Origin of the sequence: Bacillus sp. FSL H8-0534 (assembly GCF_038005885.1) — a bacterium.
GTDB lineage: Bacteria > Bacillota > Bacilli > Bacillales > Bacillaceae_G > Bacillus_A > Bacillus_A pseudomycoides.
Genome location: NZ_JBBOUC010000001.1, coordinates 281,287 through 296,687, shown reverse-complemented (window position 1 = coordinate 296,687; position 15,401 = coordinate 281,287). Strand labels below are relative to the sequence as shown.

The 15,401-nt window shown below is 33.3% G+C and carries 19 protein-coding genes and 1 pseudogene; 5 read left to right on the top strand and 15 right to left on the bottom strand.

All coding sequences use genetic code 11. From position 1 onward, the window contains the following. The first annotated feature begins 8 nt into the window (after positions 1–8). From MHH71_RS01655 to MHH71_RS01645, 3 genes are read left to right on the top strand one after another with little or no spacing between them, the layout of a single operon-like run. Positions 9–152, top strand: coding sequence for a YrzI family small protein (locus MHH71_RS01655; protein ID WP_006095116.1), 144 nt, complete (start codon positions 9–11; stop codon positions 150–152). A gap of 29 nt (positions 153–181) precedes the next feature. Next, on the top strand, positions 182–322 hold the full coding sequence (locus MHH71_RS01650; protein ID WP_006095117.1) for a YrzI family small protein: 141 nt from the start codon (positions 182–184) through the stop codon (positions 320–322). Positions 323–349: 27 nt separating this feature from the next. Then, complete coding sequence (locus MHH71_RS01645) at positions 350–490, top strand: YrzI family small protein (protein WP_006095118.1); 141 nt, start codon at positions 350–352, stop codon at positions 488–490. A 725-nt stretch (positions 491–1,215) separates the two neighbouring features. Here MHH71_RS01645 and MHH71_RS01640 read toward each other — a convergent pair. Beyond that, the gene (locus MHH71_RS01640) at positions 1,216–2,301 is read right to left on the bottom strand and encodes an AI-2E family transporter (RefSeq protein WP_033797807.1); all 1,086 of its coding nucleotides are present in this window, start codon (positions 2,299–2,301) and stop codon (positions 1,216–1,218) included. A gap of 151 nt (positions 2,302–2,452) precedes the next feature. On the opposite strand from MHH71_RS01640, the gene MHH71_RS01635 reads away from it, so the two are divergent. Continuing rightward, entirely contained in the window at positions 2,453–3,280 is an 828-nt protein-coding gene (locus MHH71_RS01635; RefSeq protein ID WP_003207379.1) for an HNH endonuclease, read from the top strand. 229 nt (positions 3,281–3,509) lie between these two features. On the opposite strand, the gene MHH71_RS01630 is transcribed toward MHH71_RS01635, so the two are convergent. The 6 genes from MHH71_RS01630 to MHH71_RS01605 form a co-directional block, all read right to left on the bottom strand. After that, positions 3,510–3,602, bottom strand: a complete 93-nt coding sequence (locus tag MHH71_RS01630) for a putative holin-like toxin (protein ID WP_001289320.1) — start codon at positions 3,600–3,602, stop codon at positions 3,510–3,512. Between the two features lie 148 nt (positions 3,603–3,750). After that, complete coding sequence (locus tag MHH71_RS01625; protein WP_006095121.1) at positions 3,751–4,812, bottom strand: hypothetical protein; 1,062 nt, start codon at positions 4,810–4,812, stop codon at positions 3,751–3,753. 14 nt (positions 4,813–4,826) lie between these two features. Then, positions 4,827–5,306 (bottom strand): tetratricopeptide repeat protein, encoded by a 480-nt coding sequence (locus tag MHH71_RS01620; RefSeq protein WP_224796282.1) that lies wholly within the window; start codon positions 5,304–5,306, stop codon positions 4,827–4,829. Next, positions 5,284–6,087 (bottom strand): Cof-type HAD-IIB family hydrolase, encoded by an 804-nt coding sequence (locus tag MHH71_RS01615; protein ID WP_006095122.1) that lies wholly within the window; start codon positions 6,085–6,087, stop codon positions 5,284–5,286. The genes MHH71_RS01620 and MHH71_RS01615 overlap by 23 nt, the downstream gene beginning before the upstream one ends. A gap of 16 nt (positions 6,088–6,103) precedes the next feature. Beyond that, entirely contained in the window at positions 6,104–6,817 is a 714-nt protein-coding gene (locus MHH71_RS01610; RefSeq protein WP_006095123.1) for a phosphopantothenoylcysteine decarboxylase domain-containing protein, read from the bottom strand. A 3-nt stretch (positions 6,818–6,820) separates the two neighbouring features. Then, positions 6,821–7,627, bottom strand: a complete 807-nt coding sequence (locus MHH71_RS01605; protein ID WP_006095124.1) for an aminoglycoside N(3)-acetyltransferase — start codon at positions 7,625–7,627, stop codon at positions 6,821–6,823. Between the two features lie 330 nt (positions 7,628–7,957). Here MHH71_RS01605 and MHH71_RS01600 point away from each other — a divergent pair, with 330 nt between their 5' ends. Then, a complete protein-coding gene (locus MHH71_RS01600) occupies positions 7,958–8,686 on the top strand; it encodes a CPBP family intramembrane glutamic endopeptidase (RefSeq protein WP_006095125.1) in 729 nt (242 codons plus the stop codon). 106 nt (positions 8,687–8,792) lie between these two features. Here the strand turns inward: MHH71_RS01600 and MHH71_RS01595 are convergent, their stop codons facing one another. The 8 genes and pseudogenes from MHH71_RS01595 to MHH71_RS01560 all read right to left on the bottom strand — a co-directional run bounded on the left by MHH71_RS01595 (position 8,793) and on the right by MHH71_RS01560 (position 15,396). Further along, complete coding sequence (locus MHH71_RS01595; RefSeq protein WP_033798934.1) at positions 8,793–10,007, bottom strand: GNAT family N-acetyltransferase; 1,215 nt, start codon at positions 10,005–10,007, stop codon at positions 8,793–8,795. A gap of 120 nt (positions 10,008–10,127) precedes the next feature. Next, positions 10,128–10,856 carry a histidine phosphatase family protein gene (locus MHH71_RS01590; protein ID WP_006095127.1) on the bottom strand — a complete coding sequence of 243 codons (729 nt, stop codon included), beginning with the start codon at positions 10,854–10,856 and terminating at the stop codon, positions 10,128–10,130. Between the two features lie 232 nt (positions 10,857–11,088). Next, complete coding sequence (locus MHH71_RS01585; protein WP_006095128.1) at positions 11,089–12,027, bottom strand: DMT family transporter; 939 nt, start codon at positions 12,025–12,027, stop codon at positions 11,089–11,091. Positions 12,028–12,120: 93 nt separating this feature from the next. After that, positions 12,121–12,596, bottom strand: a pseudogene (locus MHH71_RS01580) (DinB family protein). Continuing rightward, positions 12,593–13,537 (bottom strand): alpha/beta hydrolase, encoded by a 945-nt coding sequence (locus MHH71_RS01575; RefSeq protein ID WP_006095131.1) that lies wholly within the window; start codon positions 13,535–13,537, stop codon positions 12,593–12,595. Before MHH71_RS01575 ends, MHH71_RS01580 begins: the two are co-directional and overlap by 4 nt. A 24-nt stretch (positions 13,538–13,561) precedes the next feature. Beyond that, a complete protein-coding gene (locus tag MHH71_RS01570; RefSeq protein WP_033798935.1) occupies positions 13,562–14,062 on the bottom strand; it encodes a GNAT family N-acetyltransferase in 501 nt (166 codons plus the stop codon). A 62-nt stretch (positions 14,063–14,124) separates the two neighbouring features. After that, positions 14,125–14,679 carry a GNAT family N-acetyltransferase gene (locus tag MHH71_RS01565; protein ID WP_006095133.1) on the bottom strand — a complete coding sequence of 185 codons (555 nt, stop codon included), beginning with the start codon at positions 14,677–14,679 and terminating at the stop codon, positions 14,125–14,127. 15 nt (positions 14,680–14,694) lie between these two features. Continuing rightward, entirely contained in the window at positions 14,695–15,396 is a 702-nt protein-coding gene (locus MHH71_RS01560; RefSeq protein WP_006095134.1) for a nucleotidyltransferase domain-containing protein, read from the bottom strand. Positions 15,397–15,401: the final 5 nt, after the last annotated feature.

Genomic DNA, 15,401 nt, shown 5'->3' with positions numbered 1-15,401 from the left:
ATCTTCTGATGAAATTTCGAGTATTCTTTTTAACCATTACTGTTCACAAAAGTAAAGTCTCTGAAACTGAAATTTTACAAGAACAGCAAATCAAAAAAATGATGGATGAAGTGAAAGAACGTCAAGTTTCTTATTACAACGATATGTACTAAAAATTTATATAAAAAGGAGCAATCACCTTATGAAATTCCAAGTTTTCTTTTTAACGATTACAATTCACAAAAACAAATTTTCCGAGTTCGAAATGTTACACGATCAACACATTCAAAATGCTATGGATGAAGTGAAAGAACGTCAAGTCCCTTATTGTAGTCACCTATAATTCCTTTACGAAAGGAGGAATTCATTTATGAAATTTCATGTTTTCTTTTTAACGATTAGCATTCAAAAGATGCGGTTATCTGAAGCTGAAATTGTGCAAGAACAGCAATATAAAAAGATTATGGATGACATTCGAGATCGTAGAAGCAAATATTATACACATCTATAATGATGCGATTTAAATCTTATGAGAGGAGAGGATTAAGATGTTAATGGCGCGTTGTAAAGAAATGATTTGGATTATTGAGAGGGATTCCACATAGTCCAATGTATGATATTTTAAAAGGCTATTTTTTTCAAATAAACACGAAAAAATCACACAATAAAAACGCCTAATTTCCATTTAAAACTAGGTGTTTTTATTGTGATACCTAAAGTTAACTTTCATCCTCATTTATAACAAGGTAGTAATTTTCTCTAGTATTCCCACGTCTTCAAGTAATCTTTTAAATCATGCGGATGAACTTTCGCACAGCCCCCACCCCAATGCGGGTATATACTTGTGCAATTCCCTCTTCTATTAATCTTGAGTTTTCAACCTTCAAATCGTTCAATTGCGAAAATGCCGTAAATAACGTCTCTGTGTCTAGATTATTTGGTGAGGAACAAAATGCGTATGTAAAATCATAAAATAATGACCCCACCATCGGCGAAGGATCAATAATTCCATTCAACACTTCATGATGAAACAAAAAATTATGAATACTGGCGTCATCATGTAGAAACTATTTTTCTTCTTGATCTTCCCATTTTGATCAGGAATGAACAAAAGCTATCACTTTCTCATAGTCTTCTTTTAGTAATATGCCACTCGTGATACCTCTCCTCTATAAAATCAAGAAGGATACATCGCTTAACAAGCAATGTATCCTTCTTGATTCATATGAATTCTTTTTATTTCCGATTATTTCTTTTCATCTTAAATAATCTCACCAAGTTTGAAACAACTGTTTTTGTCACAGCGTAAGCTGGTACTGCTAAAATCATCCCAATAATACCCGCGAAATTACCTACACCAAGAATTAACACAATAATTGTTAAAGGATGGATATTTAATTTCGAACTCATAATACGCGGTGAAATGATGTTACTCTCAAATTGTTGTACAATTGTTACGATAACAATTACCCACAATGCTTGCATTGGAGATACAAATAATCCAACAATTACAGCTGGTGCTGCCCCAATAAAAGGTCCTAAATTCGGGATAATATTTGTAAATGCCGCTATAATACCTAAAACAAAAGCATATGGCAAATCCATGATGACATATCCGATAAATGTAAATGCACCGACGAATAAACAAACGAGCGCTTGCCCCTGAATATAGGCAGACAACGTTTCACCTGTTTCTTTTATAATACGAAGTCCTTCTTCACGATACGATTCTGGTAAAAAACTAACAGCTTTTCCTGGAAATGCATGACCATCTTTAAACATGTAAAACAAGATAAATGGTACTGTAAATACGACTAATGCAACGTTTGTAATAATACCGAATAAAGCCGTTGCACTCGACGTTATTGTATTTGGTATCTCTTTTAAATACTCAATTGCGTTTTTTTCAATCGTTTCAATTGATACATAATCTTGTGTAGCCAGCCATTCAAATAGCCTATGATGAGATAATTCTTGTATGTATACTTTCCCCTCTTTAATATATGTTGGCATGTTTTTCACTAGGTCCATTAGCTGCTGTGAAATCGTTGGAACGACTACACCAATTGCAACTGCTGCCAGTGTAATGATAAAAACATATAACAACAATATCGCTAAACTTCTAGGAACTTTTTTCGCCTCTAAAAACACTAACACTGGATTAAAGATGAAATATAAAAACATAGCAATTAAAATTGGGAAAAATAAAGTGGAAATGAATATGCCAATCGGTTGAAATAAAAATGATATTTTTGTGCAAATAAATATAATTCCTACAACCATTAGCACTTCTAATGTCCAAAAGTGCACTTTCGATTTCAAAAAAACGTCCTCCTTTAAACTAGCACTTCCCTATATTGTATCAAAACATCCATGAATTTTACATGCTATTTTCACCTTCAATGTTCCAAAATGCGAATAAATACACTACAATGAGATTACATACAAATTTGCAGGGTAAAAGGTGATAAATATGACGCAATGTATTATTTGCAGAAAAGAAACGAAAGAACTTAGTGAACAACATGTTATCCCAGAGATTTTATGTGGACATTATTTTACAAATTCAATTTGTGATACTTGTTATGAACATCTCATAACAAACGTGGATCGACCATTAATTCGGCATAAACTGATTCAATATAAAATCGAACAAATGAAACAACAAATTGATTCTCCTCTTTATACGAATGAATATGGTCAAGAATTAGCTGCGGCAGAAACTGAAGAAGTTGAAACAAACGATGAAATATACTATTCTAATGAATTAATTATGAAACTATGTAAAAAACATGATATTTCATTGCATAATGAAATTTGGAAAGAAGAGCGCGTAACAAAAGTAGCAAGCTCAATTCAACGTGAATTACTTTTAGATAACCGTAAATATAAAATGAGTATCTTAAAAATGGCTTATACATTCGCAGTACATACAATTGACGGTTATTTTAATGATCCAGATGCGATTGATATTTCTACTATTATATCGAATGTTGACTTTATCGAATTAAAAGAACGAAGCATTGTTCGTGATCTAAGTAAAAGTTCATTGTGGAATACCCTCAATACAACTAGCGATAATCACTACTTTATTTTATTAAGTGACAAAGATGGTCTATTCTGCTTCATTCGTCTATTTGATATTTTTGATGTTGTTGTCCATCTTTCTAGAAAAAAATATCAACTTCCATCTCCAATTGTTGGAGTGAATGATATAGAAAAACAAGAATTCTATATTGAAAATTTAAAACAATACATGGATAAGTTATTTAAACAAAAAAGCCCAAAAACTCATATCTAATTACAAACTAGAACATACGGTCTCCTTTCTTGATGAAAAGACACTATGTTATAATGTGTATGAAAAGAACAATACAATCACATAAAATAATTATAAATTGTATATAAATAAAAAAGACTAGTGTGCGGCTACACACCAGTCTATGTAACTTAGCAGATTGGATTGTTCATTTATCCTATTTGTTTCTTACAAACGAGACAACCCACATTCTATTGGCATAGGTGGGTTGTTATTTTTTGAGCTTGTCAATTAATACGACAACAAACGTTAACAATGCAACGAGAAATAATCCGCCTTGCAGTAACAACGCAATTTCACTCATTTATTATCACCTCCCTTCTATCCGGAGAAGTGATAATTGAACAACCAACCATACCATAAGTTACCTCTTAATTTTATCATATTTTCTAATCTTTTACGATGAAAACCGGCAAGTCTCTCGCTTGCCGGTTTTACTGATTCCTATTCTTTTATTCTCCATCTTGGACTAGTTTTCCAACAATCGCTTCATAAAATTCCCGCTCATCATCCACATTTACATGTACACGATTCACCTTTTTGGTAAACCCATATAATAACTGCGCTGTTAACGGCTCTTTTAATTTTATTTCAAAAGTAGCCGGTTCCTTTATAAATTCCATTACCGTTGCTTCGAATACTTCTTTTCCTTCTTCCTTCGTTAATACCTCGCCTTTATAAAATGTAATCTCCTTTATTTGAGTAAATGGGATTATGATTTTCTTCCCAAATCCAACTTGGATAATTACTTCCGTTTCCGTCATCATATATGGATTCGTACGAATTGCTTGTATCTCAGCTAAAAAATAAAGAATTCCATATATATTTACAATAAGTAAGCTCCAAGCAACTACCTCATTCCACTGATGAAGTAAATAATGAAATCCAATTGATTCAATTAATGTTGCGTGAATCAGCATAATATAAAACGGGATTGCTCCGGTCTTTTTATGATATGAAAAAACATGCTGACTTTCCGGCATCTTTGTACGCCACGAGAATAAAGCGTAGTAAAATAATTTACATTCCGAAACAATAACATCTACTACAGTATTTCTTTTCAACACAGTATCAAAGGCTTTATCAATTGCAAAGGAAAATGATGGATATTCGTTCTTATATTGTTTATAACATCGTATAACCGTAGGCAAAGCTCTAGCAATCTTATACAGCATAAATAACTCTAAACCTATAAACGCAATTTCTCCTGCCACTAAAATATAAGAAACAAACGAAAACGACTGTAAATAATCGCTTGGAATAACAAATCTTGCGGCAATATAACCTGCTATTACAACTGGAAATATATAAGTTAACGAATAGCGTTTACGTATAATAAAGAAATACGTAATGACTGGAATGACAATAAGAAAATCTAACAAGGACCCTAACACCATTTCCTTCGGTACAGCGGGTACAATAGGAAGTGTATATGCTAGATAATTTGATATTACAATTAAAGCTATAAAACCAATCGAAATATTTCTTCTTTTACGTGAAATGGATTTACTCATATAATCCCACCTTTTTATTTAAAAATCTCATTAAGATGATCTTTATAGAACAAAATAGCTCGTTCATATTCTTTTACACCTTCTAGTTTTACAACAGTTTCAAGCAATAATTTCATTGCTTCTTCATATTCTTTAATGTTATATTTGGCAATGGAAAGAAATACTTTCATGGTATCATTGTCTGGAAACTGTTTGATTCCAGCTTCTAACGTAACAATCGCTTTATTATATTGACCAATACAGCGATATGTGCTACCGAGTCCAATATATGCCCCACATAATGATTCTCCTTTAAGTCCATTTACAATTGCTTTTTCGTAAAATGGAACAGCTTCTGTTTCAAGTCCCATTACATCATGTATACAAGCGCATTCATAGAGGACTTCTGGATTTTGAGTAAAGTTAGTTAACCCAATGAGTATGTCCCTTGCTTGTGCATATTTTTTTTCATTCCGAAATTGAATCGCTTGCTCAAATAACTGTTTCACCTGCATCGCTCCTTATTTGATCCAGAATAGATGCTACACCATCATCTTCATTACTATCCGTAATATAATATGCTAATTCTTTTAACTCTGAAATTGCATTTTCCATTGCAATTGGATAACCACATTCTTGGAACAAACCGATATCATTCCAATCATCACCAAATACCATGACTTGCTCTGCACTTATTTCATGCCTTTGGCACCAATTTAACACAGCATTCTCTTTCGAAACATTGCAATCCATAATTTGAACGAGCTGATTTTGATCAGTACAGATTACATTTACTTTATGCCGAAATTGTTCTTTTAATTTTTCATAGTGAGAAAAAGAGTGTAACAGTATTTTAGATACAGAGCGTTGCTTCATTTCTTCATTTGTAATCACAATAGGCTTTGTTGCTGTTATAAAATTTGTTTTTATATTTTGATTAATGTAACATGTATCTTCCACCTCAATAGCGATGAAAGAATCAGGTTCCTTCTGCGTAACAAAACTGATAATTTCTGCGGTATACATAGCATCAATTGGGTAATGGTAATTCATTTTTGTTATTTGATCCCGTAATAGAGCGCCATTGTAATACACCATCATGCCAATATTCTGTAATTCCTTGGAAAGAAACTGCTTTACAGAACGAGGAGCTCTTGCTGTCGCAAAAATGATATGTATACCTTTTCTATGGCAATCCATAACCGCTTTTATATTTCTCTCTGATACCTTCTTTTCGTTATTTAATAATGTACCATCTAAATCTAATACAATAACTTTTATATTTTTAAAAAGCATAAGCTCCTCCTTCTATTTACATATGACCAATACTTATTTCGTTTACACGATTACACAAATCTTCTAACCTGTTTACAATCTCTTTCGCTGTTTCATCTTTCCCTTCACAAACCCAAACATTGCCATCTTCTCCAATCACATGATGAATGGCTGCATGTGAATACAGGGAATGCGGAGAATTTGCTATCATCAGATTTGCTTTTGCCTGTTCCATTCTTTCACTTGCTCGTTGGATTAATCCAGCTTCTGTGACATCGCTTTCAAGTTTAAATCCAACTAAAATCGTTTCCGGATCCCATTGTTTAATTTGTTTTAATATTTTAGGTGCCTTTTGAAAATGAACGATTGGTGCTATATCACTCGAAATCTTCCCATTCTTATCAAGTCCATTTCCTTCTTGATCACAAATTTTATCAACAATCCAATCCGATCCAGCTGCCGCCATAATCACAGCATCGATTTTCTCATGTGTAATGATACTTTTCATTTTATCTTGTAAATCAATAATACCTTCAAATGGATGTAATTCTAATTCGCTATTTGTAGCATTCGGTTTTTCAGCAAAATAACCATGTAAGTATATGACATGTGCTCCTTTTGACATCGCTTCTTCAGCAAGAATTTTTCCGATTGTACCTTTTGCTAAATTCGTATGACCACGTACTTGATCCCATTTTTCTAAACAGCCACCACTCGTAATTAAAATCTTTTTCCCCTTCATCATAACCATCCCTTACTTATTTTTCGAACGAAACCATTGTACACCAAAGTCAACAATTTCTCGTTGTTTCATTAATCTACACGTTGCATTTCCCACTTTACCAATTGTTACAGCGTTTATATGTTCAAACTCTTTTCCAATCTCAACAAACAAGTCAGAATCATAGTCCATTTCATCGAACTCTTTCCACGCCCTTACGTTATTTTCTATAATGGGTGCTCCAACTTTTATTAATTCACGTGCTCCTGTACGTATTTCAGATAAGTGAATCGATGTATTAGAATCGTAGCCTACACCTATCAACAATACATATCCATCTAAATCATATATTTTCTTTAGTGGTGAGTACTCTCCAAAACTAATTGAAAGTGAATGCTCCGCTATAATAACCTCCGCATGTTTTCCCCATGCAGCAAAACTATTTAACGGATGATTACTACGTTTTACATTTGGATATGTACGAAAACATTCTACAACTTTCCCCATCGCGCGTGTTGGAGTTACATCCGGATGAAACGCTGGAACATTGTCTCGAATAATTTGCCACCAGTTTTCTGGAACGGGTGGCCTTACCCAGTTTTTCGGATCAGACAAATCCGACGTTTGAGTTGGCATGATAATCGTACCTTCTTCAGTAATTACATTCATTAAAGCTTCAACTACGGCGACGGCCCCACCAGATACCCAGCCAATTGAGCTCAAAGAAGAATGGACGATCACTGTCATTCCTTTTTTAAGTCCTAATGCCTGTAAATCATTCGATATAGTTTCAATTGTATTTGGTAATTGCGTTTCTGCCACAATGTCGTTTATTTTCATAATTACTCCCCCATAAGGTTCTCTCTATGCTTATAAACTATCAAATTGAATTTTAAATCTCATCAATATATTATCATATTTTTCTTAATTTTTAATCCAAACGCCAAAGAGACCTCCTAAAAAATTCTGTTCATACTGACTTATGTATCCTAGACAACTGAACTATAGCACTGCTCCATATACACTTGTATTATTATGGTAAATATTATACAATAAAACCGACTGGTCGGTCTATAAAAAGAAGAATTATGAAAGACTATCACAACCTTGCATAGCGTCAACATACATAAAAGGTCTTTCTTAGTCTATTTTCAAGGGAGATGAAGCCATATGTTCAACTGGATCTTTGTATTCAGCATTGCTATACCAGGAATTGTTACAATGAGCTTAGCGGAACAAAAAATAAACAAAAAGTTAGAAAATACTCCAGAAACACCCTCTATCTACCTAAGTCTTTTTATCCATACTCTACTCGTTTTACTTTTTTCCGGAATGGGTGCATTTTTCTTATCAAAGATCCAAGATGGAAATATTATTTTACCGAGCAACATTGGTGAAGCAGTTCTAATTGGAGTAATTTGCTCCCTCGGACACGTTATTATATATTATGGATTCTTTAGAAAAGTTATTGATAAAGAAACGTTTCTACAAATTGAACATCAGCGCCATAGTGTAGGATTAGGAGCCAGAGTCCTATATGGCGGAGTTGTTGAAGAAATCATCTTCCGGTGGGGTCTTATGTCACTTTTCATCACGTTGATGAGTTTTTTTCATGCTGTCACTCAGATTATTGTAGTTCTTGGAATTATCCTATCTAGTATTCTATTTGCAGTCACACACTTTCTAGGTGTAAAAGGAATGAAAAAATCAAGATGGCTATATTCTTATGCTGTATTAGGAAATTTGTGGGTAGGTATTTTTTGTGGCTGGCAATTCTGGTCGAATGGTTTAATTGCCGCTATCATTGTTCATATGCTTTTCCACCTCTTATTGTACCCTTGTGAACTGTGGTATCGTAAAAAGCTAGGGAATGATGAAACGACTGCTGTAAACATGTAACATTTTTCTTGCCCCATTAAAGGTGCAATAATTGAACATGTATGAATTACCTACATATGATAAAAGCCCCCTTTTGTATTCACTTTAGAAGAAGGCTTTCAATCGTTTAAAAATAATCAAAAAAGCATGGCGGTGAATCCGGAATTAAATTCTCAAGCACCTCTATCATTTCATGACTTCCTTTTATTCTTCCGATATCATACAAAAATGCAGGGCTTTTATAACTTAATAACATAGTTGTTAATGTTTGAATCGTTAAGGACATTCCCTCCATATTATTTGGTTCTTTCTCATATGTTATATGTAATTGTTTGTCATAATCCCACTTTAAAGAAAAAGTCCCTTTATTCCACTCCAACATTGGATCATCTATATGTAAAATTAGCTTTTCATTTTTTACATGTTTAAATGGATATTGTTTCAGAAAACCAACTACATCGACAATTCTTCCCATATAGTAAGGGGCGATTGTCTGTTTTATTTCACTATCTTCAAGTAAGAAAGCAACCGGTTCATGAACGCATGTCTTTCCTTTAACATAATACACCATTGAAAAGTGTGCACTAATGAAATTCCATAACCCTCTTCTCGCCTCTTCATTTAAGTAAATCATTTCTTCTATATAAAACTTCTCTTCAAGGACACGATAAAATAAATAGCCATGTGGAATATCTTCATCTGTATAATAAATTGCTAATTGCAAATCAATTGTTTCCTCACGAAATCGTTCTTCCCATGCAAGTGTATTTCGAACCATCGCTCCATTTGTTTTTCTAGCAAACTCATCATAAACTTTTTCTTTTTCTTTACTTTTTAATCCAACTCGCCTTACTCGGCCACTAATGTTTCCACGATACTTAGGAAGCTGTGTATCTTTAATTTGGTATTCGATGATATCAGAAATAATTTCCCAGCCTTTTTTGCGATAATAAGGAATCGAGTAAGGGAACAAATAAGAAATATATTGTCCATTTTCTCTCATCGTTTTTAAGCTTTCTTTCATTAATGAGTTCATTAATCCATGCCCTGCATATTCTGGATATGTACCAACTCCAGTAACTCCTCCCATTTCATAAATCACACCATGGATATTTATTTGGAATGGCAAAACAACAATTTGAGAAATTAATTTATCATGATCAAACCAGCCTAATGCAGTCCCTGGCTTTAATTGATGGCTTTTCTTTTGTACCATCTTTTCTTCATCATTAATCATCTTTTTAGAAACTTGAAACACATATTTCATTAAGTTTGAAAACTGATCCACTTCACTTTCCTTAATAGGTCTCATAATCAAACCTTTATAATACTTCTCATTCATTTTCATATGCTCCTTTGTAACACAAACTAAAATATCATATTATTTTTATCATTTAGTTAGTATATACAAAAGATAATGAAAACACGCATACAGTATTATCAAGACTGTATGCGTGCATTTTTATAATTCCACAATTTCTCTTCCTTTTTCAGCATAACTCATATCGCCAACAGATTCGACTTTATATGCCCCATCTTTATAGAGAATTTTAGTTACACTTGCATTTTCTACTCCCATTTTTGTTTTACTACTATCAAGCATTTCTACTAATGTAGTGATCATCAGTCCATGAGATACGACTAAAACGTTACCTCCTCCATTTTTAGCGGTGTCTTCACTAATTTTATCGATTTCTTTTTTTATACGAGTTGAAAATACTTCCCAATTTTCAGCTTGTTTCGTAGTGTCTGCTTCTGCAATGAAATTCGTAATTTCTTTAATAGAGAACTTCATTAATTCAGATACTGCTTTAACACCAGCAGTATCTTGCATAGCCTTCCACATATTTTCAATCTTATCGCCTTCAAAAATCCCAAAATTCAATTCACGTAAATCTTTCCGTTGTTCAAATTTTAACTTTGATTGTCCACTATACTTTAGTACTAAGTTAGCAGTTTCAATTGCACGGCCACTATCACTACTATACGCATCAACAAAAGGTATATCTTGTAGTCCATTTCCTAAACCCTTCGCTATTTCAATGCCCTTCTCTACTAATGGAGAATCTGCCCAGCCTTGTACACGTTCACTAGTGTTTAACATTGTTTTTCCATGTCTAGTAATATATAAGGTAACGGTATTATCCTTGTTATTATTTGTTAAGTTCATATCTTTTTCCATATTCATCATTCATGTCTCTCCCTTTAGAGTAATCCATTGCTTGTAAAGTCACTGCTTCTTATCGACCAAAACTTAAAAATCTACTTCCTTTACTAACAACTATATTATAATTTTATCAAAATAGTTTCATACGTGGATAAAATATATAATTTTAGTTTCCATCAATTCATATTTTTTAAACGAAACAAAAAAGAACAGACCCTTATAATTACGAATCCATTCCTTTTCTATCTTTCATTTTTTATGCTGTTATCTTTTCTTCCTTTTTCATAACAACTGCAACATAACTATGCAGAATCATTCCTACAACAACTAAACTCATTCCAATCCATGATAATGATGATGGAAATGGAGCAGATAGCCAGATTAATTCTCCGAGTAATGCAAATAAAACTTCACCTGACTGCGTTGCTTCTACTGTTGCCAATTTCTGCGGATCATCCTTTACAAGATCTGTTGCAAAGAAAAATAATACAGTCGCAATTAAACCAGAACTAATTGCTACGATGAAGCATTGAAAAACTTGGTCACTTGATGGTAATCCATTTGTAGAAACCTCATAGCCTGATAACAAAAACCAAAATGGTAAACTTGCGAGTGTCATTCCAAGAACTCGTTGAAAAACATCTAACTCTCCTTTACATACTTGCATCATTTTTCGATTTCCAAGCGGGTAAGCAAATGCTGCTACAATTACGGGCACCACACATAAAACTGTTTCACGAATCCCTAAAGAAGAAGCATGTTCCACTTGCATAAGAAGCACACCTAATAATATGACAGCAGACATCATCAATTCTTTCATTGGAATTTTTTTATGTAGCGAATTTGTTGCAAATAATGGTGTTAATAAAATCCCTGCTATAATTGTAATTTGCCATGTTGAGGCAACGAGCCATCCTGGTCCAAATGCACCTGCGAAACTAAGTGGTGCGTAAAAAAGACCGAAGCCAACAATACTCCATAACAACCACTCTTTCGGATTACTTTTCATATATTGAAAGAGTTGCTTTAAATTCCCTCTATACATGACAATAATTAAAAGTAGTGGAACCATAAAGTAATATCGTAACGATGCACTCCAAATCCAGCTTCCGCCTTGTAAATCCATCGCACGGTTTAAAATAAATGTAAAGGCAAAGAAAAACGATGCCAATACCCCCGCTGCAATTGCTTTCATCCTAAAACCCCTTATACATTTTTTCTTCTACTATATAACAGAACACAATTAATTTAAAATAAATTTCATACTACAAGTGATATCTTTGTACATTTATCTAGAATCATATCGGTACAATTTCCGCAATCGACTTATATGAGCTTGATGATACCGATTATGATCAGCTATATGCCAGATTCCCCACCTAATCGTAGCAGTTTCACCATCTTCATAATATACTTCTCGTGTTAAGTCTGCTTCTGTTAACTTCATACATTCATCATAAAACATATTTTGAACATCTTCATAATCTCGCATGATTTCTCGCAAAGAACCTTTTGTTGTATTAGGTAATTCTCCTTTTTCATCAAGCATAGGACCATATTTTTCTTGTAATGATAGTGGAACTTGCGCACCTTTCAAGCGATACACCCAATGTTATTTTCATCATTAGAAGAACCTTTGTAATGTAGTTCTTCTTTCCCTACATCCTTTACTAATTCTCTTAATCTTTTGAATGTATCACTTACAGTAGCATATAACACTGCAACGTAAGGGTTCATATCCCTTTCTACATATAAATCTTTCACTGCAATTCTCCTATCCAACTCTTAATCCCTTCATTGATCTCATGTGCCTTTTCATGATGAATATAATGCTTTGTATTTGGAAATATAATCTGTTCCGTTCTTGAAGATATTTTTAACAGTTCATTCTGCGTTTTCTCCCAATTTTCATATCCATTATTTGTTGCGGAAAATTGCAATACTGGCAGAGTTCCTAGATCCCCTTGTTCTATTACCTTTTTACCATTTCTACTCATCCACTCTAATTCTTCTTTCATATTTCGATTATTTGTATTTTTAAGAGCCATTGAAATTTTAAGTTCTTGTAATTCTTTTGGTAAATTAGGGATATCTATAAATACGTTATCCATGATTCCAAACAATGATAACGTACGCAAGATGCCGATATTTTTAGCTGTATTCATTGTGTGCCAACTAACTTTCATACCTATATTCATTTCAAAATTCTGTGCGTATTCCGGACTAATTCCATCGATAAAAACTAATCCCTCAATTTCATTTGGATATAATTGTGCATAACGAATACTTTCTAATGCTCCCATTGAATGTCCTACTAATATAAAGGGAGGTTTCTCATCAGACTCTATTAATAATGCATGCAATTCGCTTACAACTGTATCAATATCCCTACTTCTCTCTGTTTTTTCACTGTATCCGTAGCCAGGTCGCTCATACACAACTACTCTATTTTCTTTTTCTAACTTATTATACAGTGGATAAAAATCTGCATACGGTGTAGTCGTTCCACTTCCTGCTGTCATGACTATCACTGGTTTATCCTCACGTTTTCCTGTTGCAAAAATGTGCATATCATGATTGTTAACTTCAATTATCTTACCAGGTACTTCCGTATAATTATTTACACAAATAGCTTGATACAGTACACTAGCAATAAAAACAATTAACGCAATAAACAAAACAATACGCTTCTTGTTTTTAAACATCAGATACTCCTTTTGGATATATTTTTAGAGAAATAAAACCATATGTTCGTCATCGCGATATATGCCATTTATTTTTAGTGCTCTTTTTTCTATCCCATACGTTGTAAAACCTATTGATTGATACAATTTTTTTGCTGCTTCATTATCTGAAACAACCCCTAAACTAATTTGCTCTATTTTTAGTTCTCTTGCCTTTTCAATTAACGCGCGAATTAAGCATTTTGCTAAGCCTTTCCCTCTACTTTGATGATCTACATACATGGCAACAAGATGCCCCTTATGCTTATATGCTGCTTTTTGTTCCGTTAGTAACGTTACTACACCCATTAGTTGATTCTCTTTATTAAAAGCACCGAATGTGTAACTAGTTTTTGAATTTAAATTTCGAACAACTTCCTCAACAGGGTTTTCTTTTTGCATCGCTTCTTCATAAGTTGTCACGAATGATTCTGGATTCATTTGTAGTGCTTGTAAGCGTAAGTTCCAATATTGTACTGCATCTGAGTCTGATAAAACTCGAATCATTTGTATGCATCCTCTCATCATTAAATTTCTAAACTTAATCCACTTTTGTTTACATAATAATATTATATGTTCAAAACTTTTTTATTAATAATTTCATATTCTTCTTTCAACATACTAAAACGATACCGATTAATAAATGCACCTTCTCGTAATCTATCATTTCTCATGATTCCTTCACAAACAAACCCAGCCTTTTCATAACTTTTTATCGCATTTATGTTATCCGCATCAACACGTAGCCACACTTTCTCTAGACCAAATTCATAAAATCCAATTTGTAACATGCTGTATAGCGCCGCAATACCATATCTTCGCCCCCAATATTCTTTGTTACCAATTGCAATTCCTAATTCAGCATTTTTATTCGTTGTATCAAAGTTTTTTAAATCGACCCAGCCGATATGCACACCATCTCTAGTAACAATAGCTCGTTGTTCATACCCATTTTCTCGACTCATACACATCTCAATCCATCTTTTTGTTTCATCACGTGTAAACGGTGGATATTGATTAGGTATAACTAAATGTTTTGTTACTTCTTTATCTAATGACCATTGATATCGATCTTCTATATCTTCTAGTGAAAGTTCTCTTAATTGAACAATTGGTACATTCATTTTTCCATCTCCCTTTTATTTCCCTATAGAAAAACCTTCAAACAACCTGCCTCCATAGTTTTCTAAAGTGTTCTCTACAAAAGCAATAAGTTTCTTCTTCTCTCCAGTTTTATAAAAATGATCAAAAGCTTCAACAAATTGCTCTGCAAATAATTCATCATATTTTCTTAACACCCTAATAAACCATTTAGAATTTCCAACCCATTGTTCATTTACTCTAAGGACATATTCATGAACTAAGTCTGCCAGAAGATTAGCAATAAACAATTCTTCTTCCCTCTTTGTCGCACCAATAAAATCATCTAGCACATCGGTAATAAAGTAACGCTTCTGTCTGATAAGTTCTTCTGTCCACTTTTCAGGACCTTTATCTAATAATTGCCGTGCTTCCAGTTTTAAGCTAGTTACAATTCCTTCCTCCCCTTTTAAAATAATCCCTTCCGAAACTAATTGTGGTAAACTAGGTCTCCCACGCTTGCAGTCACTCCTAAAATATTCTTTATATGTTTCAAAAGTATGTACAAACACTTCAACTGGCCAACCATTGCTAAAAAAAGATTCACGATAACAATTAGATAGACTTTCATCAAATATTACAATATCAAGGTCAGATGTTTTGGTTGCTTCTCCCCTTGCAATACTTCCTCCTAATAAAGCGACGTCACAATGTGGAAATTGTGATTCAATAATTTTTTGTGCAGCGTCAATTGCTTTCATGCTGT